Source organism: Marinomonas pollencensis (assembly GCF_003387375.1).
GTDB lineage: Bacteria > Pseudomonadota > Gammaproteobacteria > Pseudomonadales > Marinomonadaceae > Marinomonas > Marinomonas pollencensis.
Window position 1 is genome coordinate 384,658 of the sequence record NZ_QUNG01000001.1, and the last position, 17,629, is coordinate 402,286.

Below are 17,629 nucleotides of genomic sequence, written 5' to 3' on the forward strand. Positions count from 1 at the left end.
CTAATTTGGTTTACTATCTTCTTTCAGATATTTAAATGTTGTGATCATCATACAGAATAATACGCCAATTAGAGGAAGTGCGACGATTACCGACGCTGTTTGCATACTTTTCAAGCCACCGACGAACAACAGAGTCAGGGGCAAAATGGTAATAATAAAACACCAGAACAGACGGTTAGAGCGCTCCGGCTCTTCGCCTTCACCTAGCTTATAAGATGTAGCACAAGCCAACACATAAGCTGCAGAGTCAAACGTTGTCGCCAACAATACAATGCCAGATAAAGCCAATGCGATTAACAAGATAGTAGCGCCTGGCAATTGCTCAAAGATGGCAACTATGGCCGCTGCACTGCCCTTAGTATTCACCACGCTTGACACATCCAGCTTGCCTGTCATTTGCAGGTCAACACCGTATCCGCCCACAACCACATAAAACAGAGTGCAACCCGCAGTACCAAACACCAACATACCAGTGACAACTTCACGGATCGTACGACCTTGAGAAATACGAGTAACGAACATTCCCATGAAAGGAGCGTAAGCAATCCACCAAGCCCAATAAAACACTGTCCAAGCCTGAGGGAAGCCACTCTTATTAACACTGTCTGTCCAAGTGCTCATTTTGATGAAGTGCTCAGCAACGTAACCTACCGAATCAAAGCCAAGGCCGATAATGAAATTCGTTGGGCCGATCACCAAGATGTAAACCACAATCGCCAATGTCAGGACGGTTGAAAAAATACTTAAACGCTTAATCCCTTTATCCAACCCCAAACCACTACTGATGGTAAAAACAGCGGTACATACCAAAATAATACTCACGTTCATCGTGAGGCTAGATTCAATGCCTAATACATGGGAGATAGCCGTCCCTATCATCGGCGTCCCTAATCCAAGCGATGTCGCTGCAGCGCCCAAAATACCAAATAAGAACAAGTAATTAATAAATGTACCGAGAGGACCATCAACCCATTTACCCAAGGCGCCACGGCACGACTCACTGAGGTTATAAATGTGTTTTTGGCGAACATAGTAGATATAAGACATGGCGATGGTTGGCACACAGTAGATAGCCCACGCTGATGGCCCCCAGTGGAAAATGCCATAGGCCTGCGCCACTGTGTACATTTCCGGAGTCTTTGGAGTGATACCAAATGGTGTCCATGCATAGTGGTAGCCCCACTCGGTACCCGCCCACAACAATAAACCTGTTGCAATGCCTGCTAAGAACACCATCATTAACCAAGAACTCTTAGAAAACTCGGCCGTATCTTCTTGATTGGCACTTAACTTAATATCACCATATCGAGAGAAAGCCAGATACACTAGAAACAGCATCGCTGAGATCGGTACCAAAAGAAAAACAGAATCGAAAGTATGAGTCATCCATTTAAACAGTGCGTTAATGACATTTTTACCTTCGACTGGGAAGGCAACCAGCGGGATAACCACTGCTACGACAATCAAAATACTCAAGAACTGCATTTTTCTGTCGCTGTTTTTAACTGGCGTATTAGGTTCTGTAATAAAACCTTCAGCTTTAGCTTGGGGGGTATTATTCATCTTTATTGCCTTTTTATTTTTATAATATTAGTACTCAAAACACCATTTAATAGAACACAAATAGGCTCACGGTATTTCTCTATACTCATACTGAACAAGATTTCTACCGAACAAAATTCAAATTAGTAATAGATATCAGTAGATAATCTTAAGTTAAAATATTTACACCTCTATGCAGCAAAAAAGTAACGCGTTCACTCACTGTAATCATGCCCTTCCTGTTCGGCTTCACGTCTTGCCAACCTGTGGCATGCATTCACAATGCACGCCACATGAACTCAACCTCTTGCTAGGAAGCGTTAAGCACTTGATCCACAATATGTTGTGACAAACCCAGATAAGACGCCGGTGACAAGATGTCTGCCAGCTCTTTTTCGGAAATCAAGTCCATAACTTCTTGGTGCTTTTTCAAAGCATCAAACAAGGAGATTTTGGCACTTTGTGCCTCACGGCACGCCTCGTAGACAATGTCATGAGATTCTTGTCGACCAAGATGTGGGGCTAACGCCATCATTGCGGACTCTGCCACAATTAACCCATTACTGATGTTTAAGTTTTGCGCCATTTTATCTGGGAATACCTCTAGCCCCTCCAGCAAAAAGACCGCCTGAGAAACCGCACAATGACTTAATACAAACGCTTGAGGGAGAGCAATCCATTCTGCATGCCATGGTCCTGTCGCACGCTCAAAATCTGATTCTTGCGCTTCAATCAACATGCCAGCCGCTTTACTTACGCTGCTATGACAACCACGAATCACTTCACAAGAAATTGGATTGCGTTTTTGTGGCATAGTCGAAGAAGCACCACGGTCTTTAACGAATGGCTCTGCTAATTCTGAGATTTCATCCATACACATGATCATGATATCGAATGCAATTTTACTTAATGAGCCAGTCATCAAGGCGAGACATGTCGCGGCTTCGGCAATCCCATCACGGGTTGCATGCCATGGAGCAATCGGCGCATATAAGCCTAATTCTTTGGCAAATTCGGCGGTCAGCAACTCTGCTTTATCACCAATTGAAGCCAAGGTGCCTGCTGCACCCCATAACTGAGCTCGTAGCACTCTCGGCTTCATTTCAGTAATACGCTCGCGAGTACGATGAATACTGTCTAACCACACCGCGGCTTTATAGCCAAAGGTGATCGGCAGAGCATGTTGCAAATGAGTACGACCCGCCATTACCGTATTTTGATGTGTTTTTGCCAAGACTTTTAAGGCGTTTTCAACCTTGTCCAAGTCTTCGCTAATCAGCTCAAAACCATTGCGAATTTGTAGAACGGACGCCGTATCCATAATGTCTTGGGTTGTTGCGCCCCAATGAACATAGCCTGCCGCGTCGCCTTCTGTTGCGGCCACCAGTTGGCGCACTAGGCCTAAAATAGGGTAACCAACAATGCCTGTGTCTTTGGCTAACCGGTCCATATCAATGTCAACGCTGTTCGCGGCATCATTAATTTTTTTCGCGGCTTGTTGAGGAATCATGCCTAAATTCGCTTGAGCCCTCGCTAACGCGGCCTCACTGTCTAAGTAAGCCTGCACTCTGGCCTCATCATTAAACAAAGACTGCATGCGAGTTGAATGAAAAAGAGGCGCGAATATTTTTGAATCTATGATCGACGATGTCATTACGAAAACCCTCTAAGGTAACGTTAATTGTGTGCTATCAGATATTTTCGACACACGACTACAAGCAAAAAAGTATCGAGATAGTGCCGAAATTGGTGATTTTATACTCGCATCGAGACAATAATTTGTCCATACATTTTTTAATAAAAATCACAAAAAGCAACAAAACCTTTAAGATAGAAATAAATTATATTAACGAAATCAATATGTTGAGTTGTGTTGATTTATTGATTAATGCGCAAAAAAGATAAAATGTACTGACATTTGCACCTAACTTATAGATTAGAATGAATCCCCATTGCGCCACTTTCAGCAGTCAAAGCATTGCAATTGTCGAAGTTGAAAAAGTGGAATAGTAAGGCGTAACAAATAGCAATAATAGACATTAAGAGAGAAGGTTCTTCAATCTCCTCTCTGGTCAAATGAAACCTTCCTCGCGTATAGTACGCCAACCTGTTGTTGCCCCTAGCAGGCAACAACCAGCTCACTTCTAATACAAAACATTATTTTTACGCTGTTGCAGCAAACAACAAGGACGATAAGGCTGTTATGTCTCCGCTGTTTAAAAACCATAACTTTGTTCATTATTGGGTGGGGCAAATAGCGTCATCTTTTGCCTTTCAAATGCTCAGTGTCGGTGTTGGCTGGCAGATGTATGAGCTAACCAACAGCCCTCTTGCCCTGGGTTTGGTAGGCCTTGCACAATTTCTTCCACAGCTGTTACTCACCTTGGTGGTGGGTCATGTGGCAGACCGATATAACCGTCGATTAATCTGCGTTTGTACTCGGCTTTCAATGGCTCTTACGGTTGGCATCCTTGCGTTTGGCAATATTTCTGACACCATCTCGGCTCAGATGATTTACTTTTGTGCCGCTATGCTGGGTGTCGCACGCGCTTTTGAAATGCCTGCCAACCAGGCGATTTTGCCCAACTTAGTGCCCAGCGATATGCTTTCTCGTGTTATGAGTGCCATTGCCTCTGCCCGAGAAATTTGCGTCATTGCCGGACCTGCATTAGGTGGTTTAATTTATCTGCTGGGCCCTACCACACTCTATTTGGCCAGTATGAGCTGCTTTCTCATCGCTTGCGGTATTATGTTTTTCTTGCACTACAACTTCTCAGTAAAAGGCAAAACGCCGATTAATCTGGAACACTTATTGGGTGGTTTCTCCTTTATTCGTGGTAATAAAGTGATCTTAGGCTCCATTTCGCTGGACATGTTTGCCGTTTTACTAGGCGGGGCGACTGCGCTGTTACCGATTGTCGCTAAAGATATCTTGCATACTGGACCATGGGGATTGGGGTTATTACGATGCGCTCCAGCATTGGGCGCTTTGCTCATGTCTATTTACCTTGCTCGTCGACCTTTAGAGCACAGTGTGGGAAAAATCATGTTTGCAGCCGTGGCGGTATTTGGCGTTGCCACCATCTTATTTGGGTTATCAGAAAGCCTATTGTTGTCCATGTTTTCACTTGTTTTATTAGGCGCATCAGACATGATCAGTGTGGTGATACGCTCAACACTCGTACAACTAGAAACGCCAGATGAAATGCGCGGTCGTGTGAGTGCCGCCAACTCTATTTTTATTGGCAGTTCGAATCAATTAGGGGAATTTGAGTCTGGCGTGACCGCCGCATGGTTTGGTGTGGTGCCTGCTATTGTCATAGGCGGGGTGGGAACCATTGCCATTGTCGGTATTTGGATGTATTTATTCCCACACTTGGTGCAGCGCAACAAGCTAGAAGAAGCCAACGATTAACAAGTGGATAACCTAACAAGAAACGGTTATTTAAATAACCGCTTCTTCTTAATGCGCTGCCATTTCCAACTAGGAGGAGCGCCTTTTACGATATAAACAATAATCAGCAGAACCGATAAACCGGCCACCCAAGCCGCCCAGCGCATCAAGCTTAATTTTGGGTCATGTATTACACTTACTGTCGCGACACCTATAAAATATGCCCCCAACACAAACCAACCTTGCCATGTGTTCGGCTTCCCCCAACCCCAGCCATTTTTTTTAGCTGGAAACCAAGTAGACGCTTTGTCTGTCTTCATCTTGTCTCCTTCATTGGGGGCGTTATGCATCATCAGTCAAGCCAGGTTCAGTCAGTATTCAATTAGCTTGCTAAAAACTCGCCACGGGTTTTATCGCTGCGCTTAAACAAGCCACCTAAAGCGGTCGTTTGGGTGGAAGAACTGGCATCCATAACCCCACGGGCTTTCACACAATAATGGGTTGCATCAATACTGACGGCGACATTATCGGTTTCTAATAGCACCTGTAAGGTCACTAATATTTGCTGGGTTAGGCGCTCTTGTACCTGTGGTCGCTGAGCAAAAAACCTCACAATTCGATTAATCTTTGATAGTCCAATAATCTTATTTTTCGGTAAGTAAGCGACCTTGGCAAAACCGTCTATCGTGACAAAGTGATGCTCACAAGTACTGGTAAAGCTAATATTGCTGACTTTTACCATCTCATCAACTTTCATTTTATTATCAATGACGGTGATTTTTGGAAACTGACTATAATCCAAACCCGAAAAAATTTCCTTCACGTACATTTTGGCAATACGGTGTGGCGTTTCGGCTAAGCTATCATCTGTTAGGTCTAACCCTAATGTACTGACCACATCTTCAAAAGATTGTTTGATGCGCTGGTATTTTTCTTCCGTCGTTAACCCATTGTCAATCATCGGTGTTTCGAGACCGTGATTTATCAAGGCTTCACGCACTCTAATCGCCTCTTCAGAAAGCACTAGGCTACCTACATTTGTTTTTTCTGCTACGGCAATACTCATATCTATGTCCTAAGTTGCTATACCTTGTCTAACGACATAAAGGCTTCTATCTAAAAAGAAGTGATCTTTTATTTGCTTTATAACTTGGCTAAACCAAATGCCGCCCTCCATCAAGAGAGAGGGTCCGCCCTGTCATATAGCTGTTGGTTAATACATATTGTACCGCTAGTACACCTTCTTTTTCACCTGGCGCCTGATGCAGAAGCGACTTATTCAACGCTTTTTCACGATAATCTGCGTCGTCTTCGGGGTGAAACATTAACAGTGACGGTGCGATCGAATTCACCTTCACTTTTGGTGCAAATCGTTTCGCAAAAGAATAGGTTAAATTTGCCAACCCGGCTTTGCTAGAGGCATAAGCTATGTGCTTATCACTGCCTTTTTCGGCGACATAATCCGTCATATGAATAATGTCAGCTTTTCCCAGACATTCAAAGCCTGCATATAATAAAGCTTCAAACGCAAGATTCATACGATATGGCGCAAATACATGGACTTGCCACATTTTTTCCATCAACTGTCTAGGGTCTGGGCTGATCGCCTCTGAGTCCCATTCTGAGGCATTATGAATAATCCCACGCAGCGCCGAATAATCCTGTTTGATGTGCCTAATAAAAGACTCAACCCCTTCAAACGATGAAAAGTCCGCGTACATACAGCGCGCACCGAGCTCTTCTAACAAAGCAAGGCTAGGCTTAGTAGCTCGATACGTAACCAGCACATCGAAACCATCAGCCAGTAACGCTTTAGCACAAGCCAACCCTAGCCGCTGTGCTCCTCCAGTGATGATAATGGGCATTGTGCATGTCATATAGCAGCATTCCTATTCTGTTATTTTTATCAGCCATATAAAGTAAGATAATTCTGCTCAGCCACTCACTTTTATAATACTAGCGCCTCAGATTAGCCAGTGCTTGCATCAAACCACCGCCAACAAGCCTTTAAATGCAGTTAATTGGTAAAAATAACAAACTAAGGCAAATATCCATTCGCGATACTCCCTCAATTATGCCTATTATTAGCAGGGAAACATTGGCGTTTGCTTACCTTTAATAAAGCACAACAACAATGCTTTTGTTGTGTTATCACCTATTATTGAGAGGGATTAACAATGACCGTAATAACAGAACACTCGACACCAGCACTATCTGCGCAAGACATACCTCAAGAAGCGTTTGATTGGTACGACGAATACGCCCATGGTGATATCGACCGCCGCACCTTTTTATCGCGTCTTGGGTCGCTTAGCATAGCTGGCCTCACCCTGCCGGTTGTGGCTGGTGCTCTGCTGCCGAATTACGCATTAGCCGAGCAGGTTTCTTTCAACGATGCAGACATTCATGCCAGCTATTTAGAATTCGACTCTCCTAATGGGCATGGTCGCGGTCGCGGCTACTTGGTGGTGCCCAAAGGTGTCAGCGCGGAAAATAAAGCCCCCGCCGTGTTGGTAGCCCATGAAAACAGAGGCTTAAACCCTTATATTGAAGACGTTGCTCGACGCCTTGCTAAAGCTGGTTTTATTGCTTTTGCGCCAGACGCTTTGTTCCCCTTAGGAGGCTACCCTGGCAATGACGATGAAGGTCGCGCCATGCAGAAAACCCTAGACGGCAATAAGATTGAAGGCGATTTCATGGATGCGGCGCGATTGCTTAAACAGCACCCCTACAGCACAGGGAAAGTCGGTATGGTTGGTTTCTGTTTTGGTGGCTACCTAACCAACACCCTCGCGGCCACCATGCCTGAGACGATTGCCGCCGCGGCGCCTTATTATGGCACTCCGGCGAAATCGCATTTGGAGCAAATTAAGGGGCCATTACAGCTTCATTTTGCCGAATTAGATAAACGCGTCAATGCCACTTGGCCAGCTTATGAAGAAGCATTAAAAGCTCATAACGTGACTTATACTGCTTATGTATATAGCAATGCTAATCATGGATTTCATAATGACTCAACGGCTCGCTATCAAGAAAAAAATGCTGAACTTGCTTGGTCAAGAACCCTAGAGTTCTTTAATAATAACCTCGCCAGTTAATCCTGCTTAGTAAAATAAAACCTTGCCCCTCTCCTCGATGATTGGAACATCTGGGTGGAGAGGGGCACCTTAAATAGACTAAGCCGATAGCCCTGTAAACCAAGCGTTTTTCGAAGGGGAGTGAGGCGCAGTTTGTTGAGAGTTTTTAGGAAAGCTAAAGTCGATACCTGCAGTATTAGGGGTTTGTGCCCATAACTCTGCACACAAGGTCTCAATAGAAGTATTATTGCCCGCTTGCAACCATTGCACCACTGCACGGGGCACATTTGGGTAAGATACTTGCACCACTCGGCTGCTATCAAGCCATTGCTGAATAACGTGTGAGTTTAAAGACTCACTGGTCTGTGCCAAGCCTAAGGTGTCTAAAGCAATCATATTGGAAAGTTGCTCTATTTGTCCCTGCATAGGTTTAGCCAAGATACGACGCCCTAACTGCAGCGCCTCAGAATTCAGCTCAAACCCGGCATTACACAGTACCGATTCACATTCACCAAGGTTCTTTTGGAATTCACTCAAGCTAAATGGAAACACCTCGACATTTCGATACACCCCAGGGTCGATGTCCTTACAGTGCAAGCGAAATTGGTAATCTGGAATTTCCTCAAGCCATTCCATTACCTCTTCGCTGTTTTCAAACGGTAAATACACCAATACAGCCTTCTCATGAGGCGTATTTTTCATCTCATTAAGGTGCACTAACGGTGGCAAAATTGGATACCCGAAGTGGTGCCAGTGAGCTCCTAACTGGGTGGTCGATGGCGCAAAATTAGAGAGAATCCATTGTGACAAACGCTTACCTGTGTAACGTGGAATGTCATGGCTGAACGCATATTGATGGCCAAACCCTAAACATGGGGTGCCTTGACGTTTTGCCGCCCAGGCCACCACAGGCTCAAAATCAGTAATGACCAAATCATAGCCGCGAGTATCAAGTTGGCGTATGTCTTTGAATAAGGTCAGAAAACGTGCTTTCTGGCAGGTGGCCAAAAGGTCTAAGCGGCCGTTTTTCGCCACAAAACTTAGTCCCTCATAGGTTTTGTAGTCACCAAACACCCCCATATCAAAATAATCTGCAGCGGGTCGTCCTGAGAACACAAAATCCACTTCTATTCCCGCCAATGCAAACTCCGCTGCCATGGATCGTGCTCGCGTAATATGACCATTCCCTGTTCCTTGAACACCATATAGAATCTTCACATTAATACTCCAATCATTAAGGCTGCGCATCCTGAGCCAAGCAAGGCCCCCATCACAGTATCGGTAGGAAAGTGCACACCAAGAAAAATGCGCGACAAACCGACTTGCGTCGCCCAAACGTATAAATAAAGTCCAACATCAGGGAACACTTCAGTTAAACAATAAGCCACAAAGAAAGCCCCTGAAGTGTGGCCAGACGGAAAAGAAAATTGATCCGAAGGTACAATAAAGCTTTTGAAATTATCCAATGCATCTTCCGGTCGATTACGCTTAAAACCGCGCTTAAGAATAAGGTATAAGGCACGCTCAAGTAGAAACCCTAAGAGCATCACTGAGGCGAGCGCTTGATACTCGAAAATCCACAACAGGACGGCGATTACCCCGTAAAGTGGGCCATCGGCGCTAAATGAAACTGCTCGACTAATACGAGCCAGCCCAATGCGATGTTTACGAGCCATACACCAAGAAAAAGCATGAACGTCAATCGCGTGGATATTTTGGAGAATATTCATCATCTCACCTCACCTTATTGATCATTCTTTAAACATAAGATACTGAGGTGTCAGTTAGGCTGCATTTCGATGACAACTTTGTGACAGTGCGAGGCTAGCCTACTGTATAACTGGGCTAGGCGCTTATTTGACAAGAGCGAAGTGGGAGATTCCTAAGCAATATGGCTAAAACCAATTAGTTAACATAATGCCTACGCCTAATGTTTGAGAGGACTTATCATAGCCTAAAAGCGACTGCCCGTAGCCATTAAAGTATTGAATATAACCTCTCGACTTCCCCCATAAAGGAAAGGTAAAGCCAAGCTCAATAGCGCCTTTGTTCTCTGAAGAACGTAGGTTGTTACGCAGCATCATATCAATGCTGTAATCATCAATGACATGAAACACACGAAATTCACCATAGCCTAAATATTTTTCAATATTCGGGTTCTCATCTTCCTCTTCACTTTCTGGAATTCGATACCAAGGCTTGATGGAATACACTGTGTCGCCGTGCTCAAACATAATATCGACATACAAACGATTCCATGAACGTGAAAGCGTATCAGACTGCCCATTTGATTGATGATCAAAACCATAACTAATATAGCTTGGCTTAACATCAAACAAAGACACATTAGGTTGCGTGACAATAAACACTTCTGGCTCATAGTTGGTATCGCGAAACGGCGCTGAAATGGCCCCATTATATGCTTGCCAATAAGACTGCTGAGTATAAGCAAACCACAAACTGGTATTTTTACCGACTATGTTATAAGCAACGGGAAATTTAAAACTCAGCTGAAATTTAAACTCTACTTTGTCTAAATCTTCATCGTCGGCTTTATCACCTAAAAACGCCGATTCATTAGGGCGAGGGTTAAAAGTAAAAGGAAGGAAGTAGTTCGGCCGGTGTGGCGTCAACACAAACGGGTTATCTGAAGAGGTAACTTCCCGTTCAGCACGCTGCTCTAACAGGCCATTGGCATCTTTCGCACGCTGCGCAATTGTTTTAGGGACTGGTGGCTCTTCAGGTAAATAATCGTCTTCCTGCTCCTCTTTGTTGAGTTGAGCTTCGACTTCATTTAGCTGACCTTGCACACCTTGCGATGCTCTCTTTTCATTGTTCTCAGTTTGCCCATATAGTAGAACAGGAAAACATAAAATCCATAACAGCATAACTTTCATGAAATATTCCCTTACCCTAGAACAACAACGAATAGGATACTCTTGGTGATTAAGATAAAATCACTTTCCGAGCATAAGTATCACGCTCCATCTCACACACCTCAACGGTATAGCTCACATCCACCAGAGAAAATTGTGTTAAGGCCTCTAATACTTGCTGAGCAAGCGCTCTTTTCTGCTCTACAGGGCGGCCCGAAAGCATCCGAATGGTCACATGCACAAACGCATCTTCTTTGCCTGCTGTCATAAAGTTCTTATAAGGAAATCCGCGCAATTTTACATCCGATTCAGCAAAAATCCCTGACGCTAAGCAGGCTTTCTTAACGGTTTCCAACCAGTCTGCGGGAGGAACTTCTTGATCCAAATTTTGGCTGTACTCTACAATACAATGCGGCATATTTACCCTCTTCCTAGACTTATCAGATTAAAAACAATGCAATTTTTAGGGCCAATCAGAACGCTTATGTTCTTATTAATAACCTATTTCAATATCCACTGCTGGAGGTATTTCACCTTTCTCTCGGTAACCTCGTATATTAGCAGCCACTATCTGACTGGCACTTTCAGGGTGCGTGGGCGCTGATATATGAGGCAGAACACTAACCCGAGGATGCTGCCAATAGGGATGATCTTTAGGCAGTGGCTCTTGCGAAAAAACATCCAACACAGCATGAGCGACTTGTTGATCTAGAGCTGTTAACAAGCTCACATCATCGATAATTGCCCCCCGAGCAAAATTAATAATAGTCGCACGCTCGGGCAAACAAGCAAGCGTTGCTTGGTTCAAAAGCCCTGTTGTCTGCTTTGTTAACGGCAACAAGCAGACAAGAATATCACTTTGTTGTAACAATTCATAAAGCCCCTTTTCACCATCAAAACAGGAGATACCCTGCAGCTCTTTTGGGTTTCGACTCCAACCACGCACATCAAAACCATTTTCTTTGAGGCGCATTGCACTCGCCTTACCTAGCTCTCCTAAACCTAAAATACCAATTCGTCTGTCTTTTGCTCGAACCATAGGACGTGGCAGCCACTCGCTATTCGCTTGTTGCTGCTGATAAGCAAACATCTCACGGTGTAAAAATAAGCTCCATGCCAATACCGCCTCAGACATGGTTTTCGCGAGTTCAGGGTCGACCAAACGCACGATTGAAAAACTTGGCTTACCAAGTTCCATAACCATTCTTTCAACGCCTGCCCATACACTATGAACCCATTTCAATTGAGGCAGTGCCTGCAATGCAAGCGGATCAGGGTTGGCCACTATAGCCAATTCACAGGTGTTTTTTTGCGCATCACTAAGATCATCAAACGACACTATGGTTTCTTCTGGCATGGCGCAAGCCAAGGTTGACATCCAGTGTTCTTGCTCAGCTTGGGGGGCACGACTCACAAACGCGATCATTTTGCGTACACCTGAGCCATGTCTTTGAAGCCTTTTAATTCCAATGCATTACCACTTGGGTCTTTAAAAAACATCGTCCATTGCTCACCAGGCTGCCCGGCAAAACGAACACTTGGGGCAAGGTCAAACGGCACATTGGCTTCGGTTAATCGTTTGGCAACCTTTTGCCACTCATCCATAGGTAAAATCAAACCGAAATGCGGCATAGGAACAAGGTGATCGCCTACTCGCCCTGTATTCGTTGTGGTTGCAGGTGTACCTAAATGCAACGACAGTTGATGCCCGTAAAAATCAAAATCCACCCAGGTATCGGTGCTGCGCCCTTCGGTACAACCGAGCACTTGAGAGTAAAAAAGGCGTGTGCTTTCAAGGGATGTCACATGATAAGCATAGTGAAATAACGCGGTCATAGCAGCTCCTTTAAAGAAATGGCCACGTTAAAACGCAGCCACTTATAAAATCTACACTACTAGAAAATACAGCACTGAACTGAAAAGTAAATGGTGACAATAGCGGTTCTTATGCTAATGGGTTGCCTATTCTAGCTAATTCCAATATCAGTGCAGGACTCTCCCAATTACTTGGCGAATCATGGTCAATTGGGCTAGCGACAACCTATGTGAATAGCGACTATTTTTGCCTTGAGAATGAGAGAGATAAAAAGCGAGAGACTGGTTCACTTTGGATGCTCCAGTGCAATGCAGTAATGGTAACTTTACCCTTGATGGTTAAGTCAGAAAACTAACACAGAAAGAGGTCATGAATGACGTTGGTGATAGCCTTGTCTGCATGACAAAATACGCACCATCGGCCTTAAATCGACTCCGCTTAGCTCTCTTGCTATCAAAACAGCAACAGCGACTGTTTTTCCGATTTTCTTCAGCCTCAGAGACTCTCAGCACTTGGTAGATGGAGATTTTTAACCAAGATCACTAAAAAGATATTGTGGTGCTTTGTCAGAAAAGATCAAAAAATCGCTAGATAGTGGCTTTAATGCCTTTTATTTTGCTCATTGTAAGTCATTCCCTCCTTAATAAGCACTTAATTGTCTGAAAAAATACAAAACACCAAATGAGAATGATTACCAGTTTGTATTTTCTTTGTGTTTACCAATAAGGCTTACCCCTTCTAGGGTGCCCTCCGTTTAATAAGGATTGTTCTGAACATGACCAACAAGAGTAAATTTTCTCCCCTCAACACCTCTAGCCGCCTTTCAATAATGACCATGGCTTTCATTGGCATCAATACTGCCACTCTTTCAAGCGGTGTATGGGCGGATGATGGTATGCACTTAGACACTATCGAAGTCACTGGAGAGAAGGTTAGTAAAGACATTAAAGACACAACTACGGCTGTGACTGTGACCTCGGAAGATCAATACGATAGCGGCCAACAAAAAGACATAAATGACATTGTCACCACGGCGCCAAATGTCACCACTGGCGCTTTTGGTACGGTTAATATTCGAGGCGTAAACAGTGCTGGAGCGGCAGTTGGACGCAATGCTTTTATGACCGGCAATAGCCCAAGAATCTCCACAGTGGTGGATGGCGTTACTGAATCTTGGGGGGGTTATAATTTTAACCCAACAGATGTATGGGATTCTAAACAAGTGGAAGTATTACGTGGCCCTCAATCTACCTCACAAGGCAGCAATGCCATTGGTGGCGCCATTGTGCTGGAAACAAATGATCCCACAAACTACTTAGAAAGTTCAGTGCGCGCAGGGCTAGAAAGCTATGACAATGGCAACATAAAACACAATGTTGCGGCCATGGTATCTGGTCCGTTAATTGACAATGAACTGTCTGCCCGAGTAACCATTGAGCAAACCGAGGGGGACGGCTACATCGACTATGTTAAAGCCGCTGATGATGATACAGATTACAGTCAATCTGAATCGTTAAACACGCGAGCGAAGCTACTCTGGACACCTAAAAATATAACCGGCCTTACCGTGAAAGTCACCGGTGTTCACCGCGAGAATGATGGTGAATATTTAAATTGGGTAGACAATACGGGCGATGGCATTGCCAATAAAATACTGACGGTAGATGACGATGACAGCAACACTCGTCGCCAAGACTCCCAAGTAAATAGTATTAGTACCAATATTGACTACGTCATTACACCAAGCCTAGAGAACCAGCTACAAATCAGCTACAGCGACTATTTGGCCTCTTTTGAGGAATACACTGATGGCATGACACTCGCGCTAACAGAAAAGAAAACCACCCTAGAAGATAAGATTGTTTTCCATCCTACTAACGCTAAACTTACTGGCTTTTTGGGACTTTATGCTTCTCAAGCTGACACCACTCTGGATGTTGATAAAAGTACTTTCTCCAATTACATCGTATCAGATGGAACCAAAACCACTTTGGCTATGTATGGTGAAACCACTTATGCGCTTAGCGATAAGCTCGCACTCACAACCGGTGGTCGTCTACAAAATGAGAACCAGGATAGAACGCTTGTAGAAAAGACCAGCACCACACTCGATGAAGATACGACCGACACGGTATTCTTACCAAAGTTAGCGGCTACCTATGATATTTCTCAAGCAACCACCTTAGGAGCCTCTATTACTAAAGGCTATAACTCTGGCGGTGCGGGACTTAATTGGGACGACTCAAGCTATTATACATTTGACCCTGAAACCGTGATAACTTATGAACTAAGCAGTAAAACGCGCTTCAAAAACAACCTCACCATCAACGCAAGCCTCTTCTACAATGACTATTCCGACTACCAAGCCTATACCGACTATGAATTAGATAATGTGGATGCGTCGCACACTTACGGCGCAGAAATCGAGATAGTCGCGCTTGCTACAAACACCCTAGAACTCAGAGCGTCTGCCGGAACATTAAAGACAAAAGTCGACTCAACCAGTTCTGAAAATGCCAGCTGGCAAGGCAATGAGTTATCTTATTCTCCTGATCTAAATGTCGGTTTGGGGTTCACCAAATACATAGGAGAAAGCTGGTCTGTGGGTGCCGATGCCACCTATGTAAGTTCTTACTATTCAGATATGGACAACACCGAAAGTGACAAAGCGGGCAATTACATTACTAGCAACACCTTTATTAAGTACACCTATAAAGATTTAACCATCGATGGGTATATTAATAATATCACCAACGAAGATATCATTTATCAAATTAGTAGTACTGGTGCTTCGGTTGGCGCATCTCGCACTCTGGGTATTAGTGCCACTTATCGCATGTGATAAAGTATGGGAGGCAGAAACCACCTTGCCTCCCATCTTTTTATTCAGTTGCAATCAGCTGCCAATGCACGCCGTAGGCATCCATAAAAGTAACTTGCTTGTGCTGCGCTTGTTCGTTTGGCAAGCTTTCAAACACGACGCCAAACCCTGAGAAGGCATGATAATCTTCCCAGAATTGAGCGCTGTGCCATTCAATAGCAGACATTGAATGGCTGACTTTTGTCGCTTCCATGGCGGCAAGCGCATCTTCTACAAGCAGTAAAGACACGCCTTGTTTGTTGGCACCTGAAGCAGACAAGCTAAGCGATGGAGTCGGCTCACTGCTTTCGCTTCCAACCTTTGGCTGCAGCCCGAAAACAGACTGATAATAGCTAGTTGCATCCGCTAAATTTTCTACAAAAACAGTGTGTTGACTCATTTCATTCCTTTATTGCAGGCGTTCTTCGACAGCCGCTGTTTGATCTTGAAAACCGACCACATTAATAAACTCAGGTCTAATATTAGGGACCGGATTAACTTCTGAGAATAGCGCAGATCGACTCTGGTTTTCAATAATTCGAACATGCGATCGATTTAGCTCTCTGGGCTCTTTCACGCCACAAGAATGAGCAATCAAGCCAATACCATGCAATAGCCCATCTGCGTAGTTAGCCACTCGCACTGATTTCTCTTGGGCAACCAGGCCTTTTTGCAAATCTGCGTTATGGGTTGTAATGCCGGTAGGGCAAGTATTTTTGTTACATTGTAGTGCCTGAATACAGCCTAGCGAGAACAGAAAACCGCGAGCGCTCACCACAAAATCAGCACCAGCACTCAATGCCCAAGCGGCTTTACCAGGCACAATCAATTTGCCAGATGATATGATCTTAATATAACGGCGCAGGCCATAAGAGGTAATGATGTTAACCACCAGCGGCAAGCTTTCTCTTAGTTGCATGCCCACATAGTCCATCAAGGGTTGTGGCGCCGCTCCGGTGCCACCGTCAGCGCTGTCGATAGTGATAAAATCTGGACAGTAGTCGATGCCTTTTTTGTGGATCAACTCACACATTTTTTCAAAAAAGCCAAGATCCCCTACCACCATTTTGAAACCGACAGGCTTAGCCGTTACCGTTCGAACACGGTGGATCATATTCAGCAGATCATCAATCGATTTGATATCTGTATGCCCATTAGGGCTAATGGAATCTTCTCCTACTGGAATGCCCCTAGTATGGGCAATCTCTTCTGTGACTTTCGCCCCTGGCAACATACCACCCTTACCTGGTTTTGCGCCTTGGCTCATTTTAATTTCAAACATTCTAACCGTCTGATGTTCAGCAATTTTTGCCAATTTGGCATCGTCTAGCTGACCGTCTTTATCTCGCACACCGTATTTTGCTGTACCAATTTGGAAAACAAGATCACAACCGCCTTCCAAATGATAAGGTGACAAACCACCCTCCCCTGTATTCATCCAAATTCCCGCTTGGCGTGCTCCTTTAGATAAGGCTTGTACCGCTGGCTTAGACAATGCACCAAAACTCATGGCTGAAATATTAACCACAGAATTGGTACGGTATGGGATTTTTGCGGTGAACTCACCCACACACACTTCTTTCGGCTGAGCGGCATCTTCTTCCAAGGTTGGGAAGGCACAGTTTAAAAAGAAAATATCTCCTGGGGTTTCCAATGAACGGGTCGAGCCAAAGGCAATTGTGGTGTCCACTTTTTTCGCGGCACGATAAGCCCAAGAACGTTCAGCTCGATCGAATGGGCGCTCTTCTCGGTCCAGAGCAAAAAAGTATTGGCGAAAAAACTCCCCTAAGTGCTCGAAAATATAACGAAAACGTCCCACAACAGGATAATTTCGACGGATAGTATGGGAGGTTTGATGCACATCAACCCAATACATCACCACGATAGAAATAACCGCAGCCAACAATAAGAAAAGGCAAATTAGTGCGCCCCACTGGATAGTAAAGGTTGCTAATGTAGACAACAAATCCATTTCTGAGCTCCTAGGATGGATACATTATTAAATGAGAATAAAGCAATAAAATACTTTAAAAATAATGTCGCTTAGATTACGCCATCTCACCC

The 17,629-nt window shown here is 44.4% G+C and carries 16 protein-coding genes; 3 read left to right on the top strand and 13 right to left on the bottom strand.

What is annotated here, in order from left to right:
* Together DFP81_RS01760 and DFP81_RS01765 are read right to left on the bottom strand one after the other, a co-directional pair.
* Complete coding sequence (locus tag DFP81_RS01760; RefSeq protein ID WP_115896034.1) at positions 1–1,563, bottom strand: BCCT family transporter; 1,563 nt, start codon at positions 1,561–1,563, stop codon at positions 1–3.
* A 289-nt stretch (positions 1,564–1,852) separates the two neighbouring features.
* Positions 1,853–3,196, bottom strand: coding sequence for a class-II fumarase/aspartase family protein (locus DFP81_RS01765; RefSeq protein ID WP_115896035.1), 1,344 nt, complete (start codon positions 3,194–3,196; stop codon positions 1,853–1,855).
* Positions 3,197–3,745: 549 nt separating this feature from the next.
* On the opposite strand from DFP81_RS01765, the gene DFP81_RS01775 reads away from it, so the two are divergent.
* Positions 3,746–4,957: an MFS transporter gene (locus DFP81_RS01775; protein WP_115896037.1), complete on the top strand. Its 1,212-nt coding sequence runs from the start codon at positions 3,746–3,748 to the stop codon at positions 4,955–4,957.
* A 26-nt stretch (positions 4,958–4,983) separates the two neighbouring features.
* Here the strand turns inward: DFP81_RS01775 and DFP81_RS01780 are convergent, their stop codons facing one another.
* The 3 genes from DFP81_RS01780 to folM all read right to left on the bottom strand — a co-directional run bounded on the left by DFP81_RS01780 (position 4,984) and on the right by folM (position 6,813).
* On the bottom strand, positions 4,984–5,256 hold the full coding sequence (locus DFP81_RS01780) for a hypothetical protein (protein WP_115896038.1): 273 nt from the start codon (positions 5,254–5,256) through the stop codon (positions 4,984–4,986).
* 62 nt (positions 5,257–5,318) lie between these two features.
* A complete protein-coding gene (gene folE / locus DFP81_RS01785; protein ID WP_115896039.1) occupies positions 5,319–6,002 on the bottom strand; it encodes a GTP cyclohydrolase I FolE in 684 nt (227 codons plus the stop codon).
* 88 nt (positions 6,003–6,090) lie between these two features.
* Entirely contained in the window at positions 6,091–6,813 is a 723-nt protein-coding gene (folM, locus tag DFP81_RS01790) for a dihydromonapterin reductase (RefSeq protein ID WP_115896040.1), read from the bottom strand.
* A gap of 300 nt (positions 6,814–7,113) precedes the next feature.
* Between folM and DFP81_RS01795 the strand changes: the two genes are divergently transcribed.
* The gene (locus tag DFP81_RS01795) at positions 7,114–8,034 is read left to right on the top strand and encodes a dienelactone hydrolase family protein (protein WP_115896041.1); all 921 of its coding nucleotides are present in this window, start codon (positions 7,114–7,116) and stop codon (positions 8,032–8,034) included.
* Between the two features lie 78 nt (positions 8,035–8,112).
* Here the strand turns inward: DFP81_RS01795 and DFP81_RS01800 are convergent, their stop codons facing one another.
* From DFP81_RS01800 to DFP81_RS01825, 6 genes are all read right to left on the bottom strand, one after another.
* On the bottom strand, positions 8,113–9,231 hold the full coding sequence (locus tag DFP81_RS01800; protein ID WP_115896042.1) for an MJ1255/VC2487 family glycosyltransferase: 1,119 nt from the start codon (positions 9,229–9,231) through the stop codon (positions 8,113–8,115).
* On the bottom strand, positions 9,228–9,746 hold the full coding sequence (locus tag DFP81_RS01805) for a phosphatase PAP2 family protein (RefSeq protein ID WP_245959054.1): 519 nt from the start codon (positions 9,744–9,746) through the stop codon (positions 9,228–9,230). Before DFP81_RS01805 ends, DFP81_RS01800 begins: the two co-directional genes overlap by 4 nt.
* Before the next feature lie 162 nt (positions 9,747–9,908).
* Positions 9,909–10,910, bottom strand: coding sequence for a phospholipase A (locus DFP81_RS01810; RefSeq protein ID WP_115896043.1), 1,002 nt, complete (start codon positions 10,908–10,910; stop codon positions 9,909–9,911).
* A 49-nt stretch (positions 10,911–10,959) separates the two neighbouring features.
* The gene (locus tag DFP81_RS01815) at positions 10,960–11,307 is read right to left on the bottom strand and encodes a 5-carboxymethyl-2-hydroxymuconate Delta-isomerase (RefSeq protein WP_115896044.1); all 348 of its coding nucleotides are present in this window, start codon (positions 11,305–11,307) and stop codon (positions 10,960–10,962) included.
* A 75-nt stretch (positions 11,308–11,382) separates the two neighbouring features.
* Positions 11,383–12,315, bottom strand: coding sequence for a 2-hydroxyacid dehydrogenase (locus tag DFP81_RS01820; protein WP_115896045.1), 933 nt, complete (start codon positions 12,313–12,315; stop codon positions 11,383–11,385).
* On the bottom strand, positions 12,312–12,725 hold the full coding sequence (locus DFP81_RS01825; protein WP_115896046.1) for a VOC family protein: 414 nt from the start codon (positions 12,723–12,725) through the stop codon (positions 12,312–12,314). Before DFP81_RS01825 ends, DFP81_RS01820 begins: the two co-directional genes overlap by 4 nt.
* A 755-nt stretch (positions 12,726–13,480) precedes the next feature.
* Between DFP81_RS01825 and DFP81_RS01830 the strand changes: the two genes are divergently transcribed.
* The gene (locus tag DFP81_RS01830; protein ID WP_115896047.1) at positions 13,481–15,547 is read left to right on the top strand and encodes a TonB-dependent receptor; all 2,067 of its coding nucleotides are present in this window, start codon (positions 13,481–13,483) and stop codon (positions 15,545–15,547) included.
* A gap of 40 nt (positions 15,548–15,587) precedes the next feature.
* Here the strand turns inward: DFP81_RS01830 and DFP81_RS01835 are convergent, their stop codons facing one another.
* Both DFP81_RS01835 and DFP81_RS01840 read right to left on the bottom strand, forming a co-directional pair.
* Positions 15,588–15,965, bottom strand: coding sequence for a VOC family protein (locus DFP81_RS01835; RefSeq protein WP_115896048.1), 378 nt, complete (start codon positions 15,963–15,965; stop codon positions 15,588–15,590).
* Positions 15,966–15,974: 9 nt separating this feature from the next.
* Positions 15,975–17,537: an FMN-binding glutamate synthase family protein gene (locus DFP81_RS01840; RefSeq protein WP_115896049.1), complete on the bottom strand. Its 1,563-nt coding sequence runs from the start codon at positions 17,535–17,537 to the stop codon at positions 15,975–15,977.
* Positions 17,538–17,629 lie beyond the last annotated feature (92 nt).

Coding starts and splice junctions, on each gene's coding strand:
- DFP81_RS01775 (WP_115896037.1), top strand. CDS start 3,746: ATGTCTCCGCTGTTTAAAAACCATAACTTTGTTCATTATTGGGTGGGG.
- DFP81_RS01820 (WP_115896045.1), bottom strand. CDS start 12,315: ATGATCGCGTTTGTGAGTCGTGCCCCCCAAGCTGAGCAAGAACACTGG.
- folE (WP_115896039.1), bottom strand. CDS start 6,002: ATGAGTATTGCCGTAGCAGAAAAAACAAATGTAGGTAGCCTAGTGCTT.
- DFP81_RS01840 (WP_115896049.1), bottom strand. CDS start 17,537: ATGGATTTGTTGTCTACATTAGCAACCTTTACTATCCAGTGGGGCGCA.
- DFP81_RS01760 (WP_115896034.1), bottom strand. CDS start 1,563: ATGAATAATACCCCCCAAGCTAAAGCTGAAGGTTTTATTACAGAACCT.
- DFP81_RS01805 (WP_245959054.1), bottom strand. CDS start 9,746: ATGATGAATATTCTCCAAAATATCCACGCGATTGACGTTCATGCTTTT.
- DFP81_RS01815 (WP_115896044.1), bottom strand. CDS start 11,307: ATGCCGCATTGTATTGTAGAGTACAGCCAAAATTTGGATCAAGAAGTT.
- DFP81_RS01830 (WP_115896047.1), top strand. CDS start 13,481: ATGACCAACAAGAGTAAATTTTCTCCCCTCAACACCTCTAGCCGCCTT.
- DFP81_RS01810 (WP_115896043.1), bottom strand. CDS start 10,910: ATGAAAGTTATGCTGTTATGGATTTTATGTTTTCCTGTTCTACTATAT.
- DFP81_RS01795 (WP_115896041.1), top strand. CDS start 7,114: ATGACCGTAATAACAGAACACTCGACACCAGCACTATCTGCGCAAGAC.
- DFP81_RS01765 (WP_115896035.1), bottom strand. CDS start 3,196: ATGACATCGTCGATCATAGATTCAAAAATATTCGCGCCTCTTTTTCAT.
- DFP81_RS01825 (WP_115896046.1), bottom strand. CDS start 12,725: ATGACCGCGTTATTTCACTATGCTTATCATGTGACATCCCTTGAAAGC.
- DFP81_RS01835 (WP_115896048.1), bottom strand. CDS start 15,965: ATGAGTCAACACACTGTTTTTGTAGAAAATTTAGCGGATGCAACTAGC.
- DFP81_RS01780 (WP_115896038.1), bottom strand. CDS start 5,256: ATGAAGACAGACAAAGCGTCTACTTGGTTTCCAGCTAAAAAAAATGGC.
- folM (WP_115896040.1), bottom strand. CDS start 6,813: ATGACATGCACAATGCCCATTATCATCACTGGAGGAGCACAGCGGCTA.